Source organism: Paenirhizobium cremeum, from assembly GCF_047553425.1.
Lineage (GTDB): Bacteria > Pseudomonadota > Alphaproteobacteria > Rhizobiales > Rhizobiaceae > Allorhizobium > Allorhizobium cremeum.
Genome location: NZ_CP180217.1, coordinates 3,544,790 through 3,560,966 on the forward strand (window position 1 = coordinate 3,544,790; position 16,177 = coordinate 3,560,966).

Genomic DNA, 16,177 nt, shown 5'->3' on the forward strand with positions numbered 1-16,177 from the left:
CAGGGAGACCCAATGCTGGAACGCCTGCAATCCTTCTTCCAGACCCTGACCCACAACCGGGAGAGAAAGGCCTTGGCGCCCGACGATCCAAGGATCGCGGTCGCGGCCCTCTGCTTTCAGGTAATGGAGGCAGATGGCTCCGTCCATAAGGCCGAGCGCGACAAGCTGCGGCAATTGCTGAACGAACAATACGGCCTCGAAGGCGCACAGCTCGAGGAGCTTATCGATGCCGGCCAGAAGGCCGAAAGCGAGGCGGTCGACTATTACCGTTTCACATCCGACCTGAAACGCCACCTGGACGAAGCCGAGCGCCAGCAGTTCGTCGGCATTCTCTGGGATATCGTCTATGCGGACGGCGCCAGAAGCGAGATGGAAGATCATGTGATATGGCGGATCGCCGACCTGCTCGGCGTTTCCGCCCGCGATCGCGTCATCGAGCGCCGTGACGCCGTTACCCGCGCCGGGCTGGAGACTGACAGCGATGCTTGACAAGCCGGTTCGCAACCGGGGGAACAAGGCGCCTGTGCTGATCGTCCTGCACCAGGAACGCTCCAGCGCTGGCCGCGTCGGACAATTGCTGCTCGAAAAAGGCTACCCGCTCGACATTCGCCGGCCCGTGCTCGGCGATGCGCTGCCTGAAACACTGGCCGGTCACGCCGGCGCCGTCGTCTTTGGCGGTCCGATGAGCGCCAACGATCCGGACGATTTCGTAAAGACCGAGATCAACTGGCTCGACGTCCCCCTCAAGGAAAACAAGCCCTATCTCGGCATATGCCTCGGTGCCCAGATGCTGGTACGCCATCTCGGCGGCAAGGTGGAGGCCGAACCGCATGGCCGTGTCGAAATCGGCTGGTATCCCATCCGCCCGACCGAACACGGCCGCCTGCTGATGCGCTGGCCGCAAATGGTCTATCATTTTCACCGGGAGGGTTTCGATCTTCCCCATGGATGCCAGCTTCTCGCGGAAGGCGATGTCTATCGCAATCAGGCCATCCGCTACGGCGAAAACGCCTGGGGCATCCAGTTCCATGCGGAGCTGACCCGCGCAATGATGCATCGTTGGGTGGTGCATGGCGCAAGCCGTTTCGTCATGCCGAATGCCCAGCAGGGACGGGATCATCTCGAAGGGCGCATGATCTTCGATGCGCCGCTGAAAGCCTGGCTGTCCGAGTTCCTGGACCTCGTCTTTGAAAAGAACCGCTGCCCGATCTGATCCGTCGTGCCTTGCAGTTCTTAGGACCGCTTCTGCGAGCCCGGTGCATCGAGGCTGTCGATACGCCTCAGCTGCGGAAAACCGAGGGACCAGAGGATTGCAACGGCAAGCGTGCCGAACCCGCCGATCACCACCGCCGGAACAGGTCCCACCAGATGCGCCATGGTACCGGCGCGGAATTCACCGAGTTCGTTCGATGCCCCGATGAAGACCATGTTGACGGCATTCACGCGGCCACGCACTTCGTCCGGCGTCCAAAGCGCGATCAGCGTCTCGCGCACATAGACCGACGCCATATCGGCAGCCCCCATCAGCATGAGCGCGAGAATGGAGATCCACGCCGTCTGGGAAAGACCGAATGCCACGGTGGTCGCCCCGAAGAGGGCAACGCCGACGAACATGAAGACACCGGCATTGTGGCGGATGGGGAAACTTGCGAGGACCACGGCCACCGCAATCGCGCCGATTCCGGGCGCCGAGCGCAGGAGACCGAGGCCCCAGGGGCCGAGGGTCAACACATCGCTGGCAAAGACCGGCATCAGTGCAACGGCACCGCCGAGCAGGACAGCGAACAGGTCGAGCGAAATTGCGCCCAGCACCACCTTCTCGCCGAAGATGAAACGGAAACCCGCAAGGATCGTATCCCAGGTGACCGTCTTCGACGACGTGCGCTGCGCCGGCTTCTTGACCATGAAGACCAGAATGGCTGCGCCGGCAAAGAAGACGAAGGAAACGGCATAGGCGAGAATGGGACTGACGCCGTAAAGCAGGCCGCCGGCCACCGGCCCGATGATCGAGGCGGTCTGCCACGAGGAGGAATTCCACGCCACGGCATTCGGAAGGTCCTCCGCCGGCACGAGATTGGGAGCGAGCGACTGCACGGCCGGCGCATTGAAGGCACGTTCAATGCCGAAGATGGTCAGGATGATGAAGACGATGACCGGCTCGAAGGCGCCGACAGCGGTGATGACCAGCATGGCGCCGCCGCAAAGGGCGCTGACGATCATGCAGATCGCGACGATCGCACGGCGATTGTAACGATCGACGACCGAACCGGTGACGAGGATCAGAAGGAGCGCGGGCAGAAACTGCACCAGCCCGATCAAGCCCAGATAGAACGCGTTTTTAGTTTCCTCATACATCTGCCAGCCGACGGAGACGCTGAGAATCTGCGTGGCGAAGGCGCCCAGGAAACGGGCGAGGAAGAAGCGCAGATAGGAAACGTGCCGAAAGGCTGCGAAACGGTCCCCGGCACTGGAAGCATGCATGAAAAGGACTTTCCAATCTGGCGGGCGGCACGGAGAAACCGGCGCACCGTTAAACATGTTTTGTTTTCCGGCAGACTGCAGGACTTGCCCGCTTAGTCGCCAATGTCTACATGTCTGTCAACCGAGAAATGGAGACCCGCATGCTTGCGCTGTTTCAGACGATCGATCTGGCATTGAACCTTTATACCTGGGTGCTGATCGCCAGTGCCATTTTTTCCTGGCTCTATGCGTTCAACGTGATCAACTCGAGCAACAGTTTCGTCAACTCGCTGGGGACTTTCTTCTACAATGTGACCGAGCCCGTTCTGCGCCCCGTCCGCAGGGTCCTGCCGGATCTCGGCGGCATCGACATCTCGCCGATCGTCGTCCTGCTCATCATCTTCTTTATCCGCTCCCTGATGTGGAACAGCGTCTATCCGCTCTTCGCGTGAGGCGGCCCTACAAGCGTCAGGAAGATCATCTGCGCCTCGCGATCCGGTTGACGCCGAATGCGGGGCGCGATGCATTGGAGGGGCTGGAGGAAAATGCGGATGGCGAGGTCTATCTGCGCGCCCGGGTCACCAGCGTTCCCGAAAAGGGCAAGGCCAACAAGGCGCTGATCGCCCTGCTCGCCAAGACGCTCGGCGTTTCCAAATCCTCTATCTCCATCGTATCAGGAGAAACCGCCAGACAAAAAATCCTCCGGATCGATGGCGACCCGGAGGACCTGGAAAAGAGAATAGACGGCCTCTCAGCCGGCTGAAATCAATTCTGCGCCTTGTAGCGCTCGATGGCTTCGACGATCAGCTTCTTGGCCACGCCGACATCCTGCCAGCCACCGATCTTCACCCACTTGCCGGGCTCGAGATCCTTGTAGTGCTCGAAGAAGTGCTCGATCTGCTTCAGCGTGATCTCGGGCATGTCGGTGTAGTTGATGATCTTGTCGTAGCGCTGGGTCAGCTTCTGCGACGGCACGGCAATGATCTTCTCGTCCTTGCCGGAATTGTCTTCCATAATCATCACGCCGATCGGGCGCACGTTGATGACACAGCCCGGCAGCAACGGACGGGTGTTGCAGATGAGAACGTCGATCGGGTCGCCGTCGTCGGAAAGAGTGTGCGGAACGAAGCCGTAATTGCCGGGATAGGTCATCGGCGTATAGAGGAAGCGGTCGACGACCAGAGCGCCGGCGTCCTTGTCCATCTCGTACTTGATCGGGTGTCCCCCGACCGGTACTTCAACGATGACATTGATGTCTTCCGGCGGATTCTTGCCAATGGCGATTGCATCGATACGCATTTTCGTCCCCATGGGAATGTTGAAATCCCGGATTTCCTAAAGGGAATCATAACGCAATGCAACACGGCTTTGGACGGACAGACCGGCAATTGCGGGCAAGGTTACCGGCCAGATTTGCATGTTTTTCCCTCTCGTCCCTTGCAACCGCCCCGCCCTCGTCTGGTATAAGACCCCGAATACGGAGGGGATCGACTATGAAGAGCTTTTCTTTCGCGCCGCTGGCAATACTGGTTGCATTGTGTGCACTTCCGCAAGGTGCACTGGCAAACGACAGCACCTATACCGATCTTGATCTCGACAAATGCAAGACGGTCGCCTCCGACGACATGGGCGCCATCATGCTCTGTCGCGGCTATCGCAATTATGACATCCATTTTGCCGAAGGAGACCTGCGCCAGAGCGTTTTCTACGGCCCGCTCGACAAGAAGCTGCAGGAAGAGGCTTTCGAATCCTTCGAGCCTTTCAACCACATCGGCACCAAGATCGAATGGCGGCTCGACGGTTCAGGCAAGCCTTTCGCCGCAATCCTGCGATGGTTTATCGAGAATGTCGGCCCGGAGGGCGTACCGACAGAGGCCAGCACCGGCCAGGTGCTCGTGGTCAGCCGTGTCGCACAACGGGCGGACGGCCTGGGCTGCGTCGTGGGCTATGTGGATGCCCTGTCCAATCCAAACGCCAACGAACTGGCGCGCAAGCTCGCCGACGCTGAGGCCAAGGACTTCGCCTGCGGTTACCAGGAGGCGAGATGGGAGGGAAAGCGTGGCGACAAGGCCGCCGACCCGACCCATGTCTGGCCGGAAGGCTTCGCCAAGGAATAGGAAGGACGGGATCAACTCCAGATGAAGCCGAGCTTCTTGAGCTGAATGTCGTCGAAATCTTCCATCCCCTCGACGGCATCGATCCCGCCATTCGAACGGAAGAAATCGACCGCGTGATGGCTCTCTTCCAGGCACCACACGACGGTGCCGCGGCAGCCGAGCGACTTCAGCAACCGACGGGCTTCGCCGAAAAGCGTGTAGCCGAGGCCGATGCCCTGATATTCCGGGCGCATATAGATCTCGTAGACTTCGCCTTCCTGCGGCAGGGCTCGGGCGCGATTGAGGCCGACGGTCGTATAGCCCGCAATCGTCCCTGCGACATCAGCGACGAGAACGGTCGCCGGACCGGCAGTCGCCTTGCGCCACCATGTTTCGCTGCGGCGCTCGATCATCTTCGTCAGGGCGCGATAAGGAATGAGGCCCGCATAGGCGTGCTGCCAGGACGAGCGGTGCGCCTCCGCTATGGCAGCCGCATCCTGCCGCTCGGCAGGGCGAACATCAATCGACAACGTCTTCATAACGTCACTTTCGTCCCGCTGCGCCTCAGCCACCACCGGCAATCACCGGAAAAGCAGAAGAACCCACAGACTTTTCATCAGGGCAACGACGAAAATTTAACGCTTTTTTAACCTTGGCCGCAAGCCCGGCCACCGCCAAACCACAAACAAAAACCCCGGCTCGGGGAGCCGGGGTTGGAAGAAAGACCTTGAAGAAACGATCAGGCCTGAGCGGCGCGGGCCTTTTCCATACGCTTGCGGTCGTTCGGGTCGAGATACATCTTGCGAAGACGGATCGACTTCGGGGTCACCTCAACCAGTTCGTCGTCCTGAATCCACGACAGGGCGCGCTCCAGCGTGAACTTGATCGGCGGGGTGAGCTTGACCGCTTCATCTTTGCCGGCAGCGCGGATGTTGGTGAGCTTCTTGCCTTTGAGAACGTTGACCTCGAGATCGTTGTCACGGCTGTGGATGCCGATAATCATGCCGGCATAGACCTTCTCGCCGGCATCGATAATCATCGGACCGCGGTCTTCGAGGTTGAACAGTGCGTAGGCAACGGCTTCGCCGGCCTCGTTGGCGAGCAGCACGCCATTGACGCGACCGCCGATCTCGCCCTTGTAAGGCTGGTAGTCGTGGAACAGGCGATTCATCACGGCGGTGCCGCGGGTGTCTGTCAGAAGTTCCGACTGATAGCCGATAAGGCCGCGGGTCGGCGCGAAGAACACCAGGCGGACGCGGTTGCCGCCCGACGGACGAAGCTCGACCATCTCGGCCTTGCGCTCGGACATCTTCTGGACGACGACGCCGGAATGCTCCTCGTCCACGTCGATCACGACTTCCTCTATCGGCTCCATCATCTGGCCGGTCGTTTCGTCCTTGTGCATGACGACACGCGGACGCGACACGGCAAGTTCGAAGCCTTCGCGGCGCATGTTTTCGATCAGAACCGCAAGCTGAAGTTCGCCGCGACCGGATACGAAGAACGAATCCTTGTCGGCCGATTCCTCGATCTTGAGAGCGACGTTACCTTCCGCTTCCTTGAACAGGCGGTCGCGAATGACGCGGCTCGTCACCTTGTCGCCTTCGGTGCCGGCAAGCGGGCTGTCGTTGACGATGAAGGACATGGTGACCGTCGGCGGGTCGATCGGCTGGGCCGTCATTGCCTCGTTGACCGAGGGATCGCAGAACGTGTCCGCGACAGTGCCCTTGGACAGGCCTGCAATGGCGACGATGTCGCCCGCCTGGGCCTCTTCGATCGGAGTGCGCTCGATACCGCGGAAAGCGAGGATCTTCGAAATACGGCCGGTTTCGATGAGCTTGCCGTCCTGGCCGAGAACCTTGACCGCCTGGTTCGGCTTGATAGAGCCGGATGCGATGCGCCCGGTGATGATGCGACCGAGGAAATTGTTGGCCTCCAGGATCGTGCCGATCATCCGGAACGGGCCTTCCTCGACCTTCGGCGCGGGGACATGCTTGACGACGAGGTCGAGCAGCGGCGCGAGGCCTTCTTCCTGCGGACCTTCCGGCGAATGGTTCATCCAGCCGTTACGGCCCGAACCGTACATGATCGGGAAGTCGAGCTGTTCGTCGGTGGCGTCGAGCGCCGCGAACAGGTCGAAGACTTCGTTGATGACTTCTTCAGCGCGGGCGTCCGGACGGTCGATCTTGTTGATGGCGACGATCGGGCGAAGACCGACCTTCAGCGCCTTGCCGACCACGAACTTGGTCTGCGGCATCGGGCCTTCGGCAGCATCGACGAGAACGATGGCGCCATCCACCATCGACAGGATACGCTCGACTTCACCGCCGAAGTCGGCGTGGCCGGGCGTATCGACGATGTTGATGCGGGTGTCCTTCCACTCGATCGACGTCGCCTTGGCGAGAATGGTGATGCCGCGTTCCTTTTCGATGTCGTTCGAGTCCATCACGCGTTCCATGACGCGCTGGTTTTCGCGGAACGAACCGGACTGCTTGAGGAGCTCGTCGACGAGGGTCGTTTTCCCATGGTCAACGTGCGCAATGATCGCGATATTGCGAAGGTTCATGAACAGATCTCTGATGGCTGGGGCGCGAAACGGGGTGCGGCGCCTTGTTTCTTTGGCGCGCTCATAGCCTGTTTTTTGCAATTGCGAAAGGGGAAAGAGCCTGCGGAGCGGCAGAAGGGGCTTTCGCAAGGCTATGAGCCTACCTAAATCCAGTCTCGAAAGAGCCCTTTGCGGAGAGGAAAACCGACATGGCCGGCCCGATGATGACACCTGCTGACCTGCAGGCCTATCTGCATGACCATATTCCGCTTTCCGCAGCGATGCATGTCCGTGTCCTGTCGACGGAGGAGGACAGCATCACACTTCAGGCACCGCTTGCTCCGAACATCAATCACCGCGAAACGGTCTTCGGCGGTAGCGCCTCGGCTGTTGCCATCCTCGCCGCCTGGTCGCTCGTCCACCTGCGGCTGAAATCCGAGGGACTGGAAAGCCGGGTGGTCATCCAGCACAACAGCATGGACTACCTTTCCCCGATCGACGATGACTTCACCGCGCGTTCCTATCTGGTCGATCGGGATGTATGGGCTTCATTTGCACGGTTGCTGGCTCGACGGGGACGGGCACGCATATCGGTTGGTGCTGTTCTAGAGACGGGCGGCGTCATCGCAGGCCGTCTCGAAGGACAATTCGTAGCCTTTTCCAACGCCGGGTTACGCTAGGCGTACCCGGCGTTGATTGGAAGATCGTGCGCCGTCAGGCCGCCAATCCCTTCTGCTTCAGCATGGCGTCGGGGCTCGGCAACCGGCCGCGGAAAGCCTTATAAGCCTCTTCCGGATCGACGGAGCCGCCGACGGAATAGATGTTCGCCTTCAGCCGCTCGGCCATGACGGGATCGAAGGCGTCACCCGTCTCCTCGAAGGCCGCAAAGGCATCCGCATCCAGCACCTCCGACCACATGTAGGAATAATAACCGGCGGAATAGCCATCTCCGGCGAAGACATGCTGGAAATGAGGCGTCGCATGACGCATCACCAGCGAGCGCGGCAAGCCGATCTTCGCCAGCACTTCCGCTTGAACCGCCATCGGATCCTCGACCGGACCGCGGGTATGGAAAGCCATGTCGACCAGCGCCGACGAGGTGAATTCCACTGCAGCGAAACCGGCATTGAAGGTGCGGGCTGCCAGAACCTTGTCGAGAAGGGCCTGCGGCATCGACTGTCCCGTCTCGTAATGGACGGCATAGGTCTTGAGGATGTCCGGCACCGTCAGCCAGTGCTCGTAAAGCTGCGACGGCAGTTCGACGAAATCGCGGGAAACCCCGGTGCCCGATACGGAGGGATAGGTCACATCCGACAGCATGCCATGGGCCGCATGGCCGAACTCGTGGAACAGGGTGCGCGCATCGTCGAGCGACAGCAGCGCTGGCTTACCTTCCTCCGGCTTGGCGAAATTGCAGACATTGTAAATGATCGGGATCTCGCCGACGGTACCGTTCTTCAAGGGCAGCTTGTGCTGCGACTGGAAGGAACTCATCCAGGCACCGGAACGCTTGGATGGCCGGGCGAAATAATCGCCGAGAAACATGGCGACGAGCTTGTCGTCACGGTCGCGGATTTCGAAGACCCGGACATCCGGATGATAGCCGGCGACATCCTTGAGCGGCACCGCCTTGATGCCGAACAGGCGCCCGGCGACGTCGAAGCAGGCCTCGATGATCTTTTCGAGCTGGAGGTAGGGCTTGAGCTCGGCCTCCGAGAAGTCGAATTTGCGGGCGCGCAACTTCTCGGCATAGTGACGCCAGTCCCAGGGCATAACCTCGTGGTTCTTGCCCTCCTCGGCGATCAGGCCGGCAAGCTCTTCCTCCTCGGACTTCGCCTGCACCACCGCCTTGTTCCACACCTTCATCAGCAGTTCGTTCACCGCTTCCGGAGTCTTGGCCATGGTGTCGTCGAGCTTATAGCTGGCGAAATCCTTGTAACCGAGCAGTCCTGCCTTCTCCGACCTCAGCGCCAGCGTTTCCTTGACGATGTCGCGGTTGTCGGTCTCACCGCCATTGACGCCGCGGGAAATCCAGGCGTTGAAGGCCTGTTCGCGCAGATCCCGGCGCGTGGAAAAAGTGAGGAACGGCTCGATGATGGAACGCGACAGCGTCACCACATAGGCCTCGCCCTTGCCGCGGGCCTGCGCAGCCGCAGCCATGGAATCCTTCAGGAAATCGGGAATGCCGGCAAGGTCGGCATCGCCATCAAGCGGCAGCGCCCAGGATTTCTCGTCCGACAGCACATTCTGCCCGAAGCAGGCGCCAAGTCCCGCCAGCTTTTCATTGATCGCGGCGAGCCGCTCCTGCTTCGCCTTTTCGAGCTTGGCGCCGGATTTCACGAAACCCTTCCAGTGACGTTCGAGAACGCGCAGCTCCTCCGTTGTCAGGCCAAGATCATCGCGTCTTTCCCACAGCGCATCGATGCGGTGGAAGAGGTCCGCATTCATGCCGATCTTCGAATAGTGACGCGACATCTTCGGCGCGATCTCGCGTTCCAGCGCCTGGATCGCGTCGTTGGTATGCGCGCCGGCGCGGTTCCAAAACAGCGAGGATACGCGCGAAAGATTGTCTCCTGCCATTTCCAGGGCAACGACGGTATTGGCGAAGGTCGGAGCCTCGGGATTGGTCGCGATGGCGTCGATCTCCGCGTCATGCTCGGCAAGCGCTGCGTCAAAAGCCGGCGCGAAATCGTCATCCGAAACGGCTTCGAAGCGCGGCAACCCGTTGGGGCCATTCCATTCGAAGACGGCGGGACTGAATGACGACGTTTTGCTCATGACGATTTTCCCCTGGACGATCTTTGCTCAGATGCCCGCGAAGCAGACACCTCAAGCGATATGGTATCCCGATCATTTGCTTGGCAAGCGCACAAACGATGATGGAGACAAAATTTCTGGGCCTCCGATGCAGGAGACCTGTCGCGGAGTTGGTATATTTCGCCTCTCGCCAAGAACGTCTTCCGATCGTAAAAGGTGGCGAAGTCCCTTTCCGACCCGGGCCGCGTGACCGCGGCGCCCGGACCATCATAACGAACGGAAGAGCATGACCCAGGCTCGCATGAGCGAGCGCCGCACTTCGCTGATCGGCGCACTGCTGACCACCATCGGCCCCATTTCCATGGCAATCTATACCCCCGCCATGCCGGAACTGGTAAAGGCCTTCGGGACCACCGACAGCGCAATCAAGCTCAGCCTCTCGGTCTATTTCGGCGGCTTTGCCTGCGCGCAGCTTCTCTCGGGACCAATGTCGGACGCCTTCGGTCGGCGAAAGGCGACGCTCGCCTTCCTTGCCATCTATATCGCCGGAAGCCTCACGGCGGCCTTCGCGCCTTCGGTCGAGTGGCTTCTTGTCGGTCGCCTAATTCAGGGTATCGGCGCCTCGGTCGGCGTCACCGTTTCCCGCGCGATCGTCCGAGACCAATTCACCGGTCCGGAGGCAGCCCGCATCCTCAACATGATGGGCATCATGCTGGCCATCGGTCCGGCGGCGGGACCGACGCTCGGTGGCCTTGCGCTCTCCCTGTCAGGCTGGCAGGCGATCTTCCATCTGATGGTCGGCTTCGGCATGTTCAGCGGTTTGGCCGTCAGCTTCCTGATGGCGGAAACGACGATCCCGGACAGGTCGCGCATTCGGCCGGTCCGTCTGCTGACCGCCTATGCCACACTGATCAGCGATCTCAGAGTGTTGTTCTGCGCCCTCGTGCTGGGCGGCTGCGTCGGTGCGCTTTATGCCCAGTCGACCATGCTGCCCTTCGTGCTAATCAATCGGGTGGGGCTTACGCCCAGCCAGTTCGGTCTCGGCATGTTGATGCAGTCAGGCTTCTACTTCGCGGGCTCCGTTGCGCTGCGTTTCCTCAGCCGTCGGCTGGGCGAAAAAGGTTCCTTGCGCACCGGCCTTGCCCTTGTCGGTATCGGCGGAGTGATGATCGCACTTTCCGTCCGGCTGATCGAGCCGACCTTCCTGTCGATCATGGGCCCGGTTGCCGTCTGCTCCTTCGGCATTGCCTTCGTGATCCCCTACATCACCACGGCCGGTCTCCAGCCACATCCGGAGATAGCCGGTTCCGCAGCCGCCCTTCTCGGCTTCGTGCAGATGGGCTCGGGTTTCCTCGGCGGCCTCGCCGCAGCGACGCTCGGCGATCCGCTCACGGCCTTCGGCACCATCATCCCCGTCATGGAGTTCACGGCAATCTTTGCCTATCTTGGCCTGCTGGCCGCCCGCCGACGCATGGCCTGAGCAAATCCGCAATAAAAAAACCGCCGGAGCCCAGACCTCGGCGGTTTTGCGATTTCAATCCCGGAGGCTGCTTTCAGCCCTTGAGATTGCGCTTGGCGAGCGTGCGCAGGCGCAACGCATTGAGCTTGATGAAACCGGCGGCATCCTTCTGGTCATAGGCGCCCTGGTCGTCCTCGAAGGTCACCAGCTTGTCGGAATAGAGCGACTTCGGCGATTCGCGGCCAATCACCATCACATTGCCCTTGTAGAGCTTGAGGGTGACTTCGCCTTCGACATGGCGCTGGCTTAGGTCGATCGCGGCCTGCAGCATCTCGCGTTCCGGCGAGAACCAGAAGCCGTAGTAGATCAGTTCGGCATAGCGCGGCATCAACTCGTCCTTGAGGTGAGCGGCACCGCGATCGAGCGTGATCGACTCGATCGCGCGATGCGCTGCGAGCAGGATTGTGCCGCCGGGGGTCTCATAGACGCCACGGGACTTCATGCCGACGAAGCGGTTCTCGACGAGGTCGAGGCGCCCGATGCCGTTGTCGCGACCATAGTCGTTGAGCTTGGCAAGAAGGGTCGCCGGGCTCAGCCGAACGCCGTCGATCGATACGGCATCACCCTTTTCAAAACCGATCTTGATGATCGTGGCCTTGTCCGGCGCAGATTCCGGCGAAATCGTGCGCATATGCACATATTCGGGCGCTTCCTGCGACGGATCTTCCAGAACCTTGCCCTCGGAAGAAGAGTGCAGCAGGTTTGCGTCGACGGAGAAGGGAGCCTCACCCTTCTTGTCCTTGGCAACCGGGATCTGGTTCTTCTCGGCGAATTCGAGGAGGTCCGTGCGGCTCTTGAACGCCCAGTCACGCCAGGGGGCGATGATCTTGATGTCGGGGTTCAGCGCATAGGCCGAAAGCTCGAAGCGCACCTGGTCGTTGCCCTTGCCGGTCGCCCCGTGGGCAATCGCATCGGCGCCGGTCTTCCTGGCAATCTCGATCAGGTGCTTGGAGATCAGCGGACGCGCAATGGACGTGCCGAGTAGGTAGACGCCTTCATAGACGGCGTTGGCGCGGAACATCGGGAAGACGAAGTCGCGGACGAACTCTTCGCGCACGTCCTCGATGAAGATCTCCTTGATGCCAAGCATCTCGGCCTTCTTGCGTGCCGGCTCGAGTTCCTCGCCCTGGCCGAGATCGGCGGTAAAGGTCACGACTTCGGCGCCGAGTTCGGTCTGAAGCCATTTCAGGATGATCGAGGTGTCGAGGCCGCCGGAATAGGCGAGCACGACCTTCTTCACGTCTTTATGCGATGCCATGATGAGAAGTCCGTTCGTGAGCGTGAGCAGCCAAGGGCATACGAACCCTTGGTTTGCGGGCACTTTTAGCGAGATTATCGCGCTGCGCAAGAGGAACGGCCCGCAGCGGAAAGAAGGACGGGACGTCCGTCATGAAGGCTTCGTGTTTGACCGGTTGGATCGAAGCCCCATATCACATGCGCTATCGTCATCAGAAGAGGGCTCCATATGCAGCAACAGGCAATCTCAAAAGGCAATGTCGCCGTCGTCACCGGTGCTGCGTCCGGCATCGGTCTCGCAGCCGCAAAAGCCTTTGCCCGCAAGGGCATGTGCGTCGTTCTTGCCGATCTCGGCGGCGATCCCCTGGCGGATGCATGCCGGCAGGTCGCAGAACTCTCCCCGAACCCCGATACGGATATCGTGGCGATCGAGACCGACGTCGGCAGGCTTGCCGATCTGGAAGCGCTCGAACGGGCTGTCATCCAGCGTTTCGGCCGCGTTCACCTTCTCATGAACAATGCGGGCATCCAGCCGGGCAGCAGCATTTTCGGTTCGCAGGCCAATTGGGAAAACGTTCTCACGGTCAACCTGATGGGTGTCGTCAACGGCACACGGGTTTTCGGGCCGAACATGATGGCCCATGGCGAACCCGGCCTCATCATCAACACCGGCTCGAAACAGGGCATCACCACTCCACCAGGCGATCCGGCCTACAACGTGTCGAAGGCGGGTGTGAAGGCCTTTACCGAGGCCCTGCAGCACGAACTGCGCACCACCGAGGGATGCCGGGTATCGGCTCACCTGCTGATCCCCGGCTGGGTCTTTACCAGGCTGACACAGGGAGACGCCAAGACAAAGCCCGAAGGCGCCTGGACGCCGGAAGAGACAATAGCCTTCATGCTGGAGAGCATAGAGAGGGGCGATTTCTATATCCTGTGCCCCGACAACGACGTGGACCGTGCGACCGATGAAAAGCGCATCCTCTGGGCCGCCGGGGACATTGTAGAGAACCGGCCGCCATTGTCCCGCTGGCACCCGGACTATGCACAGAAGTTCAGGGCCTTCCTGAACGGTCAATAAGGCCGATTGGCAATCCGCCCGCAGCCCGGTATGGATGGCGCATATAGCGTCGCCCATACCGGGCTTCTCTCTGTTGCGGACCTGCCTCCATGGAATTCATCCCGAGCCTTCCCACCCTCCTCGCCTTCAGCTTGGCCATTTTTCTGCTCGCCATCACGCCCGGACCGGATATGACGCTCTGGATCAGCCGCTCCCTGCGCGACGGCCGGGCAACAGGGCTTATGACCCTTGCAGGCACTAGTTTCGGGATTTCGATTCACACCATGCTGGTGGCCTTCGGCATTTCGGCGCTGATCGTTGCTTCGCCCACTGCCTTCACCATCCTGAAGACCGGTGGCGCCGGCTATCTGCTGTGGCTCGCCATCCAGGCGGTGCGTCACGGCTCGAACTTCGTCGTGCGCGCCGACGGCCAGCGCCAGTCGCAGCCGGTTCAGGCTTTCCTGAACGGGCTCTGGGTCAATCTGCTGAACCCGAAGGTCATCATCTTCTTCATGACCTTCCTGCCGCAATTCGTCAGCGCCAGCGATCCGCATGTCACCGGCAAGCTGCTCTTTCTCGGCATCTGGTCGATTTTCCTGTCGCTGCCGATTGGTCTCGGCATCATCTACATGGCCGACGTCCTGTCGAGTTGGCTGCAGGCGAACCGCAAGGTTCTCCGCGCCGTCGACTACACTTTCGCTGGTGTTTTCTCGATTTTCGCCGTGAAGATCCTCTTCACCCAGGCCCGCTGAACATGAAACAAAAAGGCGCCCGGGGTCGAAACCGGACGCCGTTCAAGAACGCGCCTTACCGGCTCAGCCGATCAGCAACTCGTCGTCATCAAGCGTCTGGCCACGAATGCGTCGGAACATGTTTATCAGGTCTTCCACCTCGAGGTCCTTGCGGCTGTCGCCGGCAACGTCGAGAACGATCTCGCCGGCATGCAGCATGATGGTGCGGGCACCGAAATCCAGCGCCTGACGCATGGAATGCGTCACCATCAGGGTTGTCAGCTTGCGCTCCGATACGATGGACTGCGTGAGGTTCATGATGAACTCGGCCATGCCCGGGTCGAGCGCCGCCGTATGTTCGTCAAGCAACAGCACATCGGAACCGCTGAGTGTCGCCATCACCAGCGAGACCGCCTGACGCTGCCCCCCGGACAAAAGGTCCATCCGGTCGGCCATGCGATTTTCCAACCCGAGATTGAGCGCCGCCACGCGATCGCGAAATTCCCCGCGGCGATTGCCGCCAAGCGCCGCCGAAAGACCCCGACGCTTGCCGCGCATGGCCGCAAGCGCGAGGTTCTCCTCGATGGAGAGCGCACCGCAACTGCCGGCGAGCGGATCCTGGAAGACGCGGGCCACGAGCCCGGCACGGCTGGCGGTCGGCCTGCGAGACACATCCGCATTGCCGATGTTGACGTGGCCGGAGGTCGGCAAAACATCGCCGGCAAGCACGCCGAGCAACGTCGACTTGCCCGCGCCGTTGGAGCCAATTACGGTGACGAAGGACCCCGTCTCGATGGTGAGACTGACATTTTTCAGCGCTTGTTTTTGCAGCGGCGTGCCGCGGCCGAAGACGACATCGATGTTTTCGAGCGAAATCATGCCGAAGCTCCTCCCCGGCGTAGTCTGGGAAGCACGAGCGCGACAGCAACCAGCACCGCCGTCACGAAGTTCAGATCGGAGGCCTTGAGGCCGAGCACGTCGCTGGACAGCGCAAGCTGGATGGCAAGGCGATAGGCAATCGAGCCGACGACGCAGCCGATAAGGGCAACAAGCAGGCCGCGTTTGCCGAACAGTGTCTCACCGATGATGACGGCCGCAAGACCGACGACAATGGTGCCGACGCCGGAGGTAACGTCGGCAAAGCCGTTCGTCTGGGCAAACAATGCGCCGCCAAGCGCTACCAGCGCATTGGAAAGCGCGATGCCGAGATAGATCTGGTTATCCGTCTGCACGCCCTGCGCGCGGGCCATGCGCGCATTGGCGCCGGTCGCGCGCATGGCAAGACCGGCATCGCTTTCGAGAAAACGCCAAACGAGGAAGATCGCGATGGCGACCAGGGCAAAGAGGAAGAGTGGGCGCACGTAATATTCGGGAATCCCGTGACCGTAGAACGGCGTCAGCATGGTGTCCTGATTGAGCAGCGCCACGTTCGGTTTGCCCATCACCCTGAGGTTCACGGAGAAAAGCGCAATCATCGTTAGAATCGAGGCCAACAGGTTGAGAATGCGAAAACGCACGTTCAACAGCGCGGTCACGAGACCGGCCGCCGATCCGGCCACCATGGCGACGGCAGTCGCCACCCATGCGTTCAATCCCGCAATGATGAGGACTGCGGCAACCGCGGCCCCAAGAGGAAAAGAACCATCGACGGTCAGGTCGGGAAAATCGAGGACACGGAAGGCAAGATAAACGCCAATCGCCACGAAGGCGAAGACCAGACCCAGCTCAACGGCACCCCAGAAGGCGATTTGGCTCACGGCAGAAGTCCTTCAA

At 60.8% G+C, this 16,177-nt stretch carries 17 protein-coding genes; 9 read left to right on the forward strand and 8 right to left on the reverse strand.

Annotated elements, in window-relative coordinates; translation table 11 throughout:
• The first annotated feature begins 12 nt into the window (after positions 1-12).
• Entirely contained in the window at positions 13-489 is a 477-nt protein-coding gene (locus ACLBKR_RS17185) for a TerB family tellurite resistance protein (RefSeq protein ID WP_113438918.1), read from the forward strand.
• Positions 482-1,213 carry a glutamine amidotransferase gene (locus ACLBKR_RS17190; RefSeq protein ID WP_113447431.1) on the forward strand — a complete coding sequence of 244 codons (732 nt, stop codon included), beginning with the start codon at positions 482-484 and terminating at the stop codon, positions 1,211-1,213. The genes ACLBKR_RS17185 and ACLBKR_RS17190 overlap by 8 nt, the downstream gene beginning before the upstream one ends.
• Before the next feature lie 20 nt (positions 1,214-1,233).
• Here ACLBKR_RS17190 and ACLBKR_RS17195 read toward each other — a convergent pair whose 3' ends face one another.
• The gene (locus ACLBKR_RS17195) at positions 1,234-2,481 is read right to left on the reverse strand and encodes an MFS transporter (protein ID WP_113447432.1); all 1,248 of its coding nucleotides are present in this window, start codon (positions 2,479-2,481) and stop codon (positions 1,234-1,236) included.
• Positions 2,482-2,591: 110 nt separating this feature from the next.
• Between ACLBKR_RS17195 and ACLBKR_RS17200 the strand changes: the two genes are divergently transcribed.
• Together ACLBKR_RS17200 and ACLBKR_RS17205 are read left to right on the forward strand one after the other, a co-directional pair.
• Positions 2,592-2,912: a YggT family protein gene (locus ACLBKR_RS17200; RefSeq protein WP_113338171.1), complete on the forward strand. Its 321-nt coding sequence runs from the start codon at positions 2,592-2,594 to the stop codon at positions 2,910-2,912.
• Entirely contained in the window at positions 2,909-3,223 is a 315-nt protein-coding gene (locus ACLBKR_RS17205) for a DUF167 family protein (RefSeq protein ID WP_244710578.1), read from the forward strand. The genes ACLBKR_RS17200 and ACLBKR_RS17205 overlap by 4 nt, the downstream gene beginning before the upstream one ends.
• 2 nt (positions 3,224-3,225) lie before the next feature.
• Here the strand turns inward: ACLBKR_RS17205 and ppa are convergent, their stop codons facing one another.
• On the reverse strand, positions 3,226-3,759 hold the full coding sequence (gene ppa / locus ACLBKR_RS17210) for an inorganic diphosphatase (RefSeq protein WP_112830447.1): 534 nt from the start codon (positions 3,757-3,759) through the stop codon (positions 3,226-3,228).
• A gap of 194 nt (positions 3,760-3,953) precedes the next feature.
• Between ppa and ACLBKR_RS17215 the strand changes: the two genes are divergently transcribed.
• Positions 3,954-4,577 carry a hypothetical protein gene (locus ACLBKR_RS17215; RefSeq protein ID WP_414899783.1) on the forward strand — a complete coding sequence of 208 codons (624 nt, stop codon included), beginning with the start codon at positions 3,954-3,956 and terminating at the stop codon, positions 4,575-4,577.
• Positions 4,578-4,588: 11 nt separating this feature from the next.
• Here the strand turns inward: ACLBKR_RS17215 and ACLBKR_RS17220 are convergent, their stop codons facing one another.
• Together ACLBKR_RS17220 and typA are read right to left on the reverse strand one after the other, a co-directional pair.
• Positions 4,589-5,095: a GNAT family N-acetyltransferase gene (locus ACLBKR_RS17220; RefSeq protein WP_113338168.1), complete on the reverse strand. Its 507-nt coding sequence runs from the start codon at positions 5,093-5,095 to the stop codon at positions 4,589-4,591.
• A gap of 200 nt (positions 5,096-5,295) precedes the next feature.
• On the reverse strand, positions 5,296-7,122 hold the full coding sequence (gene typA / locus ACLBKR_RS17225; RefSeq protein WP_112830450.1) for a translational GTPase TypA: 1,827 nt from the start codon (positions 7,120-7,122) through the stop codon (positions 5,296-5,298).
• A gap of 188 nt (positions 7,123-7,310) precedes the next feature.
• On the opposite strand from typA, the gene ACLBKR_RS17230 reads away from it, so the two are divergent.
• Positions 7,311-7,781, forward strand: coding sequence for a YiiD C-terminal domain-containing protein (locus ACLBKR_RS17230; RefSeq protein WP_414899786.1), 471 nt, complete (start codon positions 7,311-7,313; stop codon positions 7,779-7,781).
• Between the two features lie 34 nt (positions 7,782-7,815).
• Here ACLBKR_RS17230 and ACLBKR_RS17235 read toward each other — a convergent pair whose 3' ends face one another.
• Positions 7,816-9,879, reverse strand: a complete 2,064-nt coding sequence (locus tag ACLBKR_RS17235; RefSeq protein ID WP_113447434.1) for a M3 family metallopeptidase — start codon at positions 9,877-9,879, stop codon at positions 7,816-7,818.
• A 265-nt stretch (positions 9,880-10,144) separates the two neighbouring features.
• Between ACLBKR_RS17235 and ACLBKR_RS17240 the strand changes: the two genes are divergently transcribed.
• Entirely contained in the window at positions 10,145-11,338 is a 1,194-nt protein-coding gene (locus ACLBKR_RS17240; RefSeq protein WP_414899789.1) for a multidrug effflux MFS transporter, read from the forward strand.
• Positions 11,339-11,411: 73 nt separating this feature from the next.
• Here ACLBKR_RS17240 and ACLBKR_RS17245 read toward each other — a convergent pair whose 3' ends face one another.
• Positions 11,412-12,635, reverse strand: coding sequence for an argininosuccinate synthase (locus ACLBKR_RS17245; RefSeq protein WP_113338166.1), 1,224 nt, complete (start codon positions 12,633-12,635; stop codon positions 11,412-11,414).
• Between the two features lie 207 nt (positions 12,636-12,842).
• Between ACLBKR_RS17245 and ACLBKR_RS17250 the strand changes: the two genes are divergently transcribed.
• Both ACLBKR_RS17250 and ACLBKR_RS17255 read left to right on the forward strand, forming a co-directional pair.
• Positions 12,843-13,694: an SDR family NAD(P)-dependent oxidoreductase gene (locus ACLBKR_RS17250; RefSeq protein ID WP_113338165.1), complete on the forward strand. Its 852-nt coding sequence runs from the start codon at positions 12,843-12,845 to the stop codon at positions 13,692-13,694.
• An 89-nt stretch (positions 13,695-13,783) separates the two neighbouring features.
• Positions 13,784-14,425, forward strand: coding sequence for a LysE family translocator (locus tag ACLBKR_RS17255; RefSeq protein WP_112830454.1), 642 nt, complete (start codon positions 13,784-13,786; stop codon positions 14,423-14,425).
• Between the two features lie 63 nt (positions 14,426-14,488).
• Here the strand turns inward: ACLBKR_RS17255 and ACLBKR_RS17260 are convergent, their stop codons facing one another.
• Together ACLBKR_RS17260 and ACLBKR_RS17265 are read right to left on the reverse strand one after the other, a co-directional pair.
• Complete coding sequence (locus tag ACLBKR_RS17260) at positions 14,489-15,283, reverse strand: ABC transporter ATP-binding protein (RefSeq protein WP_113338164.1); 795 nt, start codon at positions 15,281-15,283, stop codon at positions 14,489-14,491.
• Complete coding sequence (locus ACLBKR_RS17265) at positions 15,280-16,161, reverse strand: ABC transporter permease (RefSeq protein WP_113338163.1); 882 nt, start codon at positions 16,159-16,161, stop codon at positions 15,280-15,282. Before ACLBKR_RS17265 ends, ACLBKR_RS17260 begins: the two co-directional genes overlap by 4 nt.
• Between the last annotated feature and the right edge of the window lie 16 nt (positions 16,162-16,177).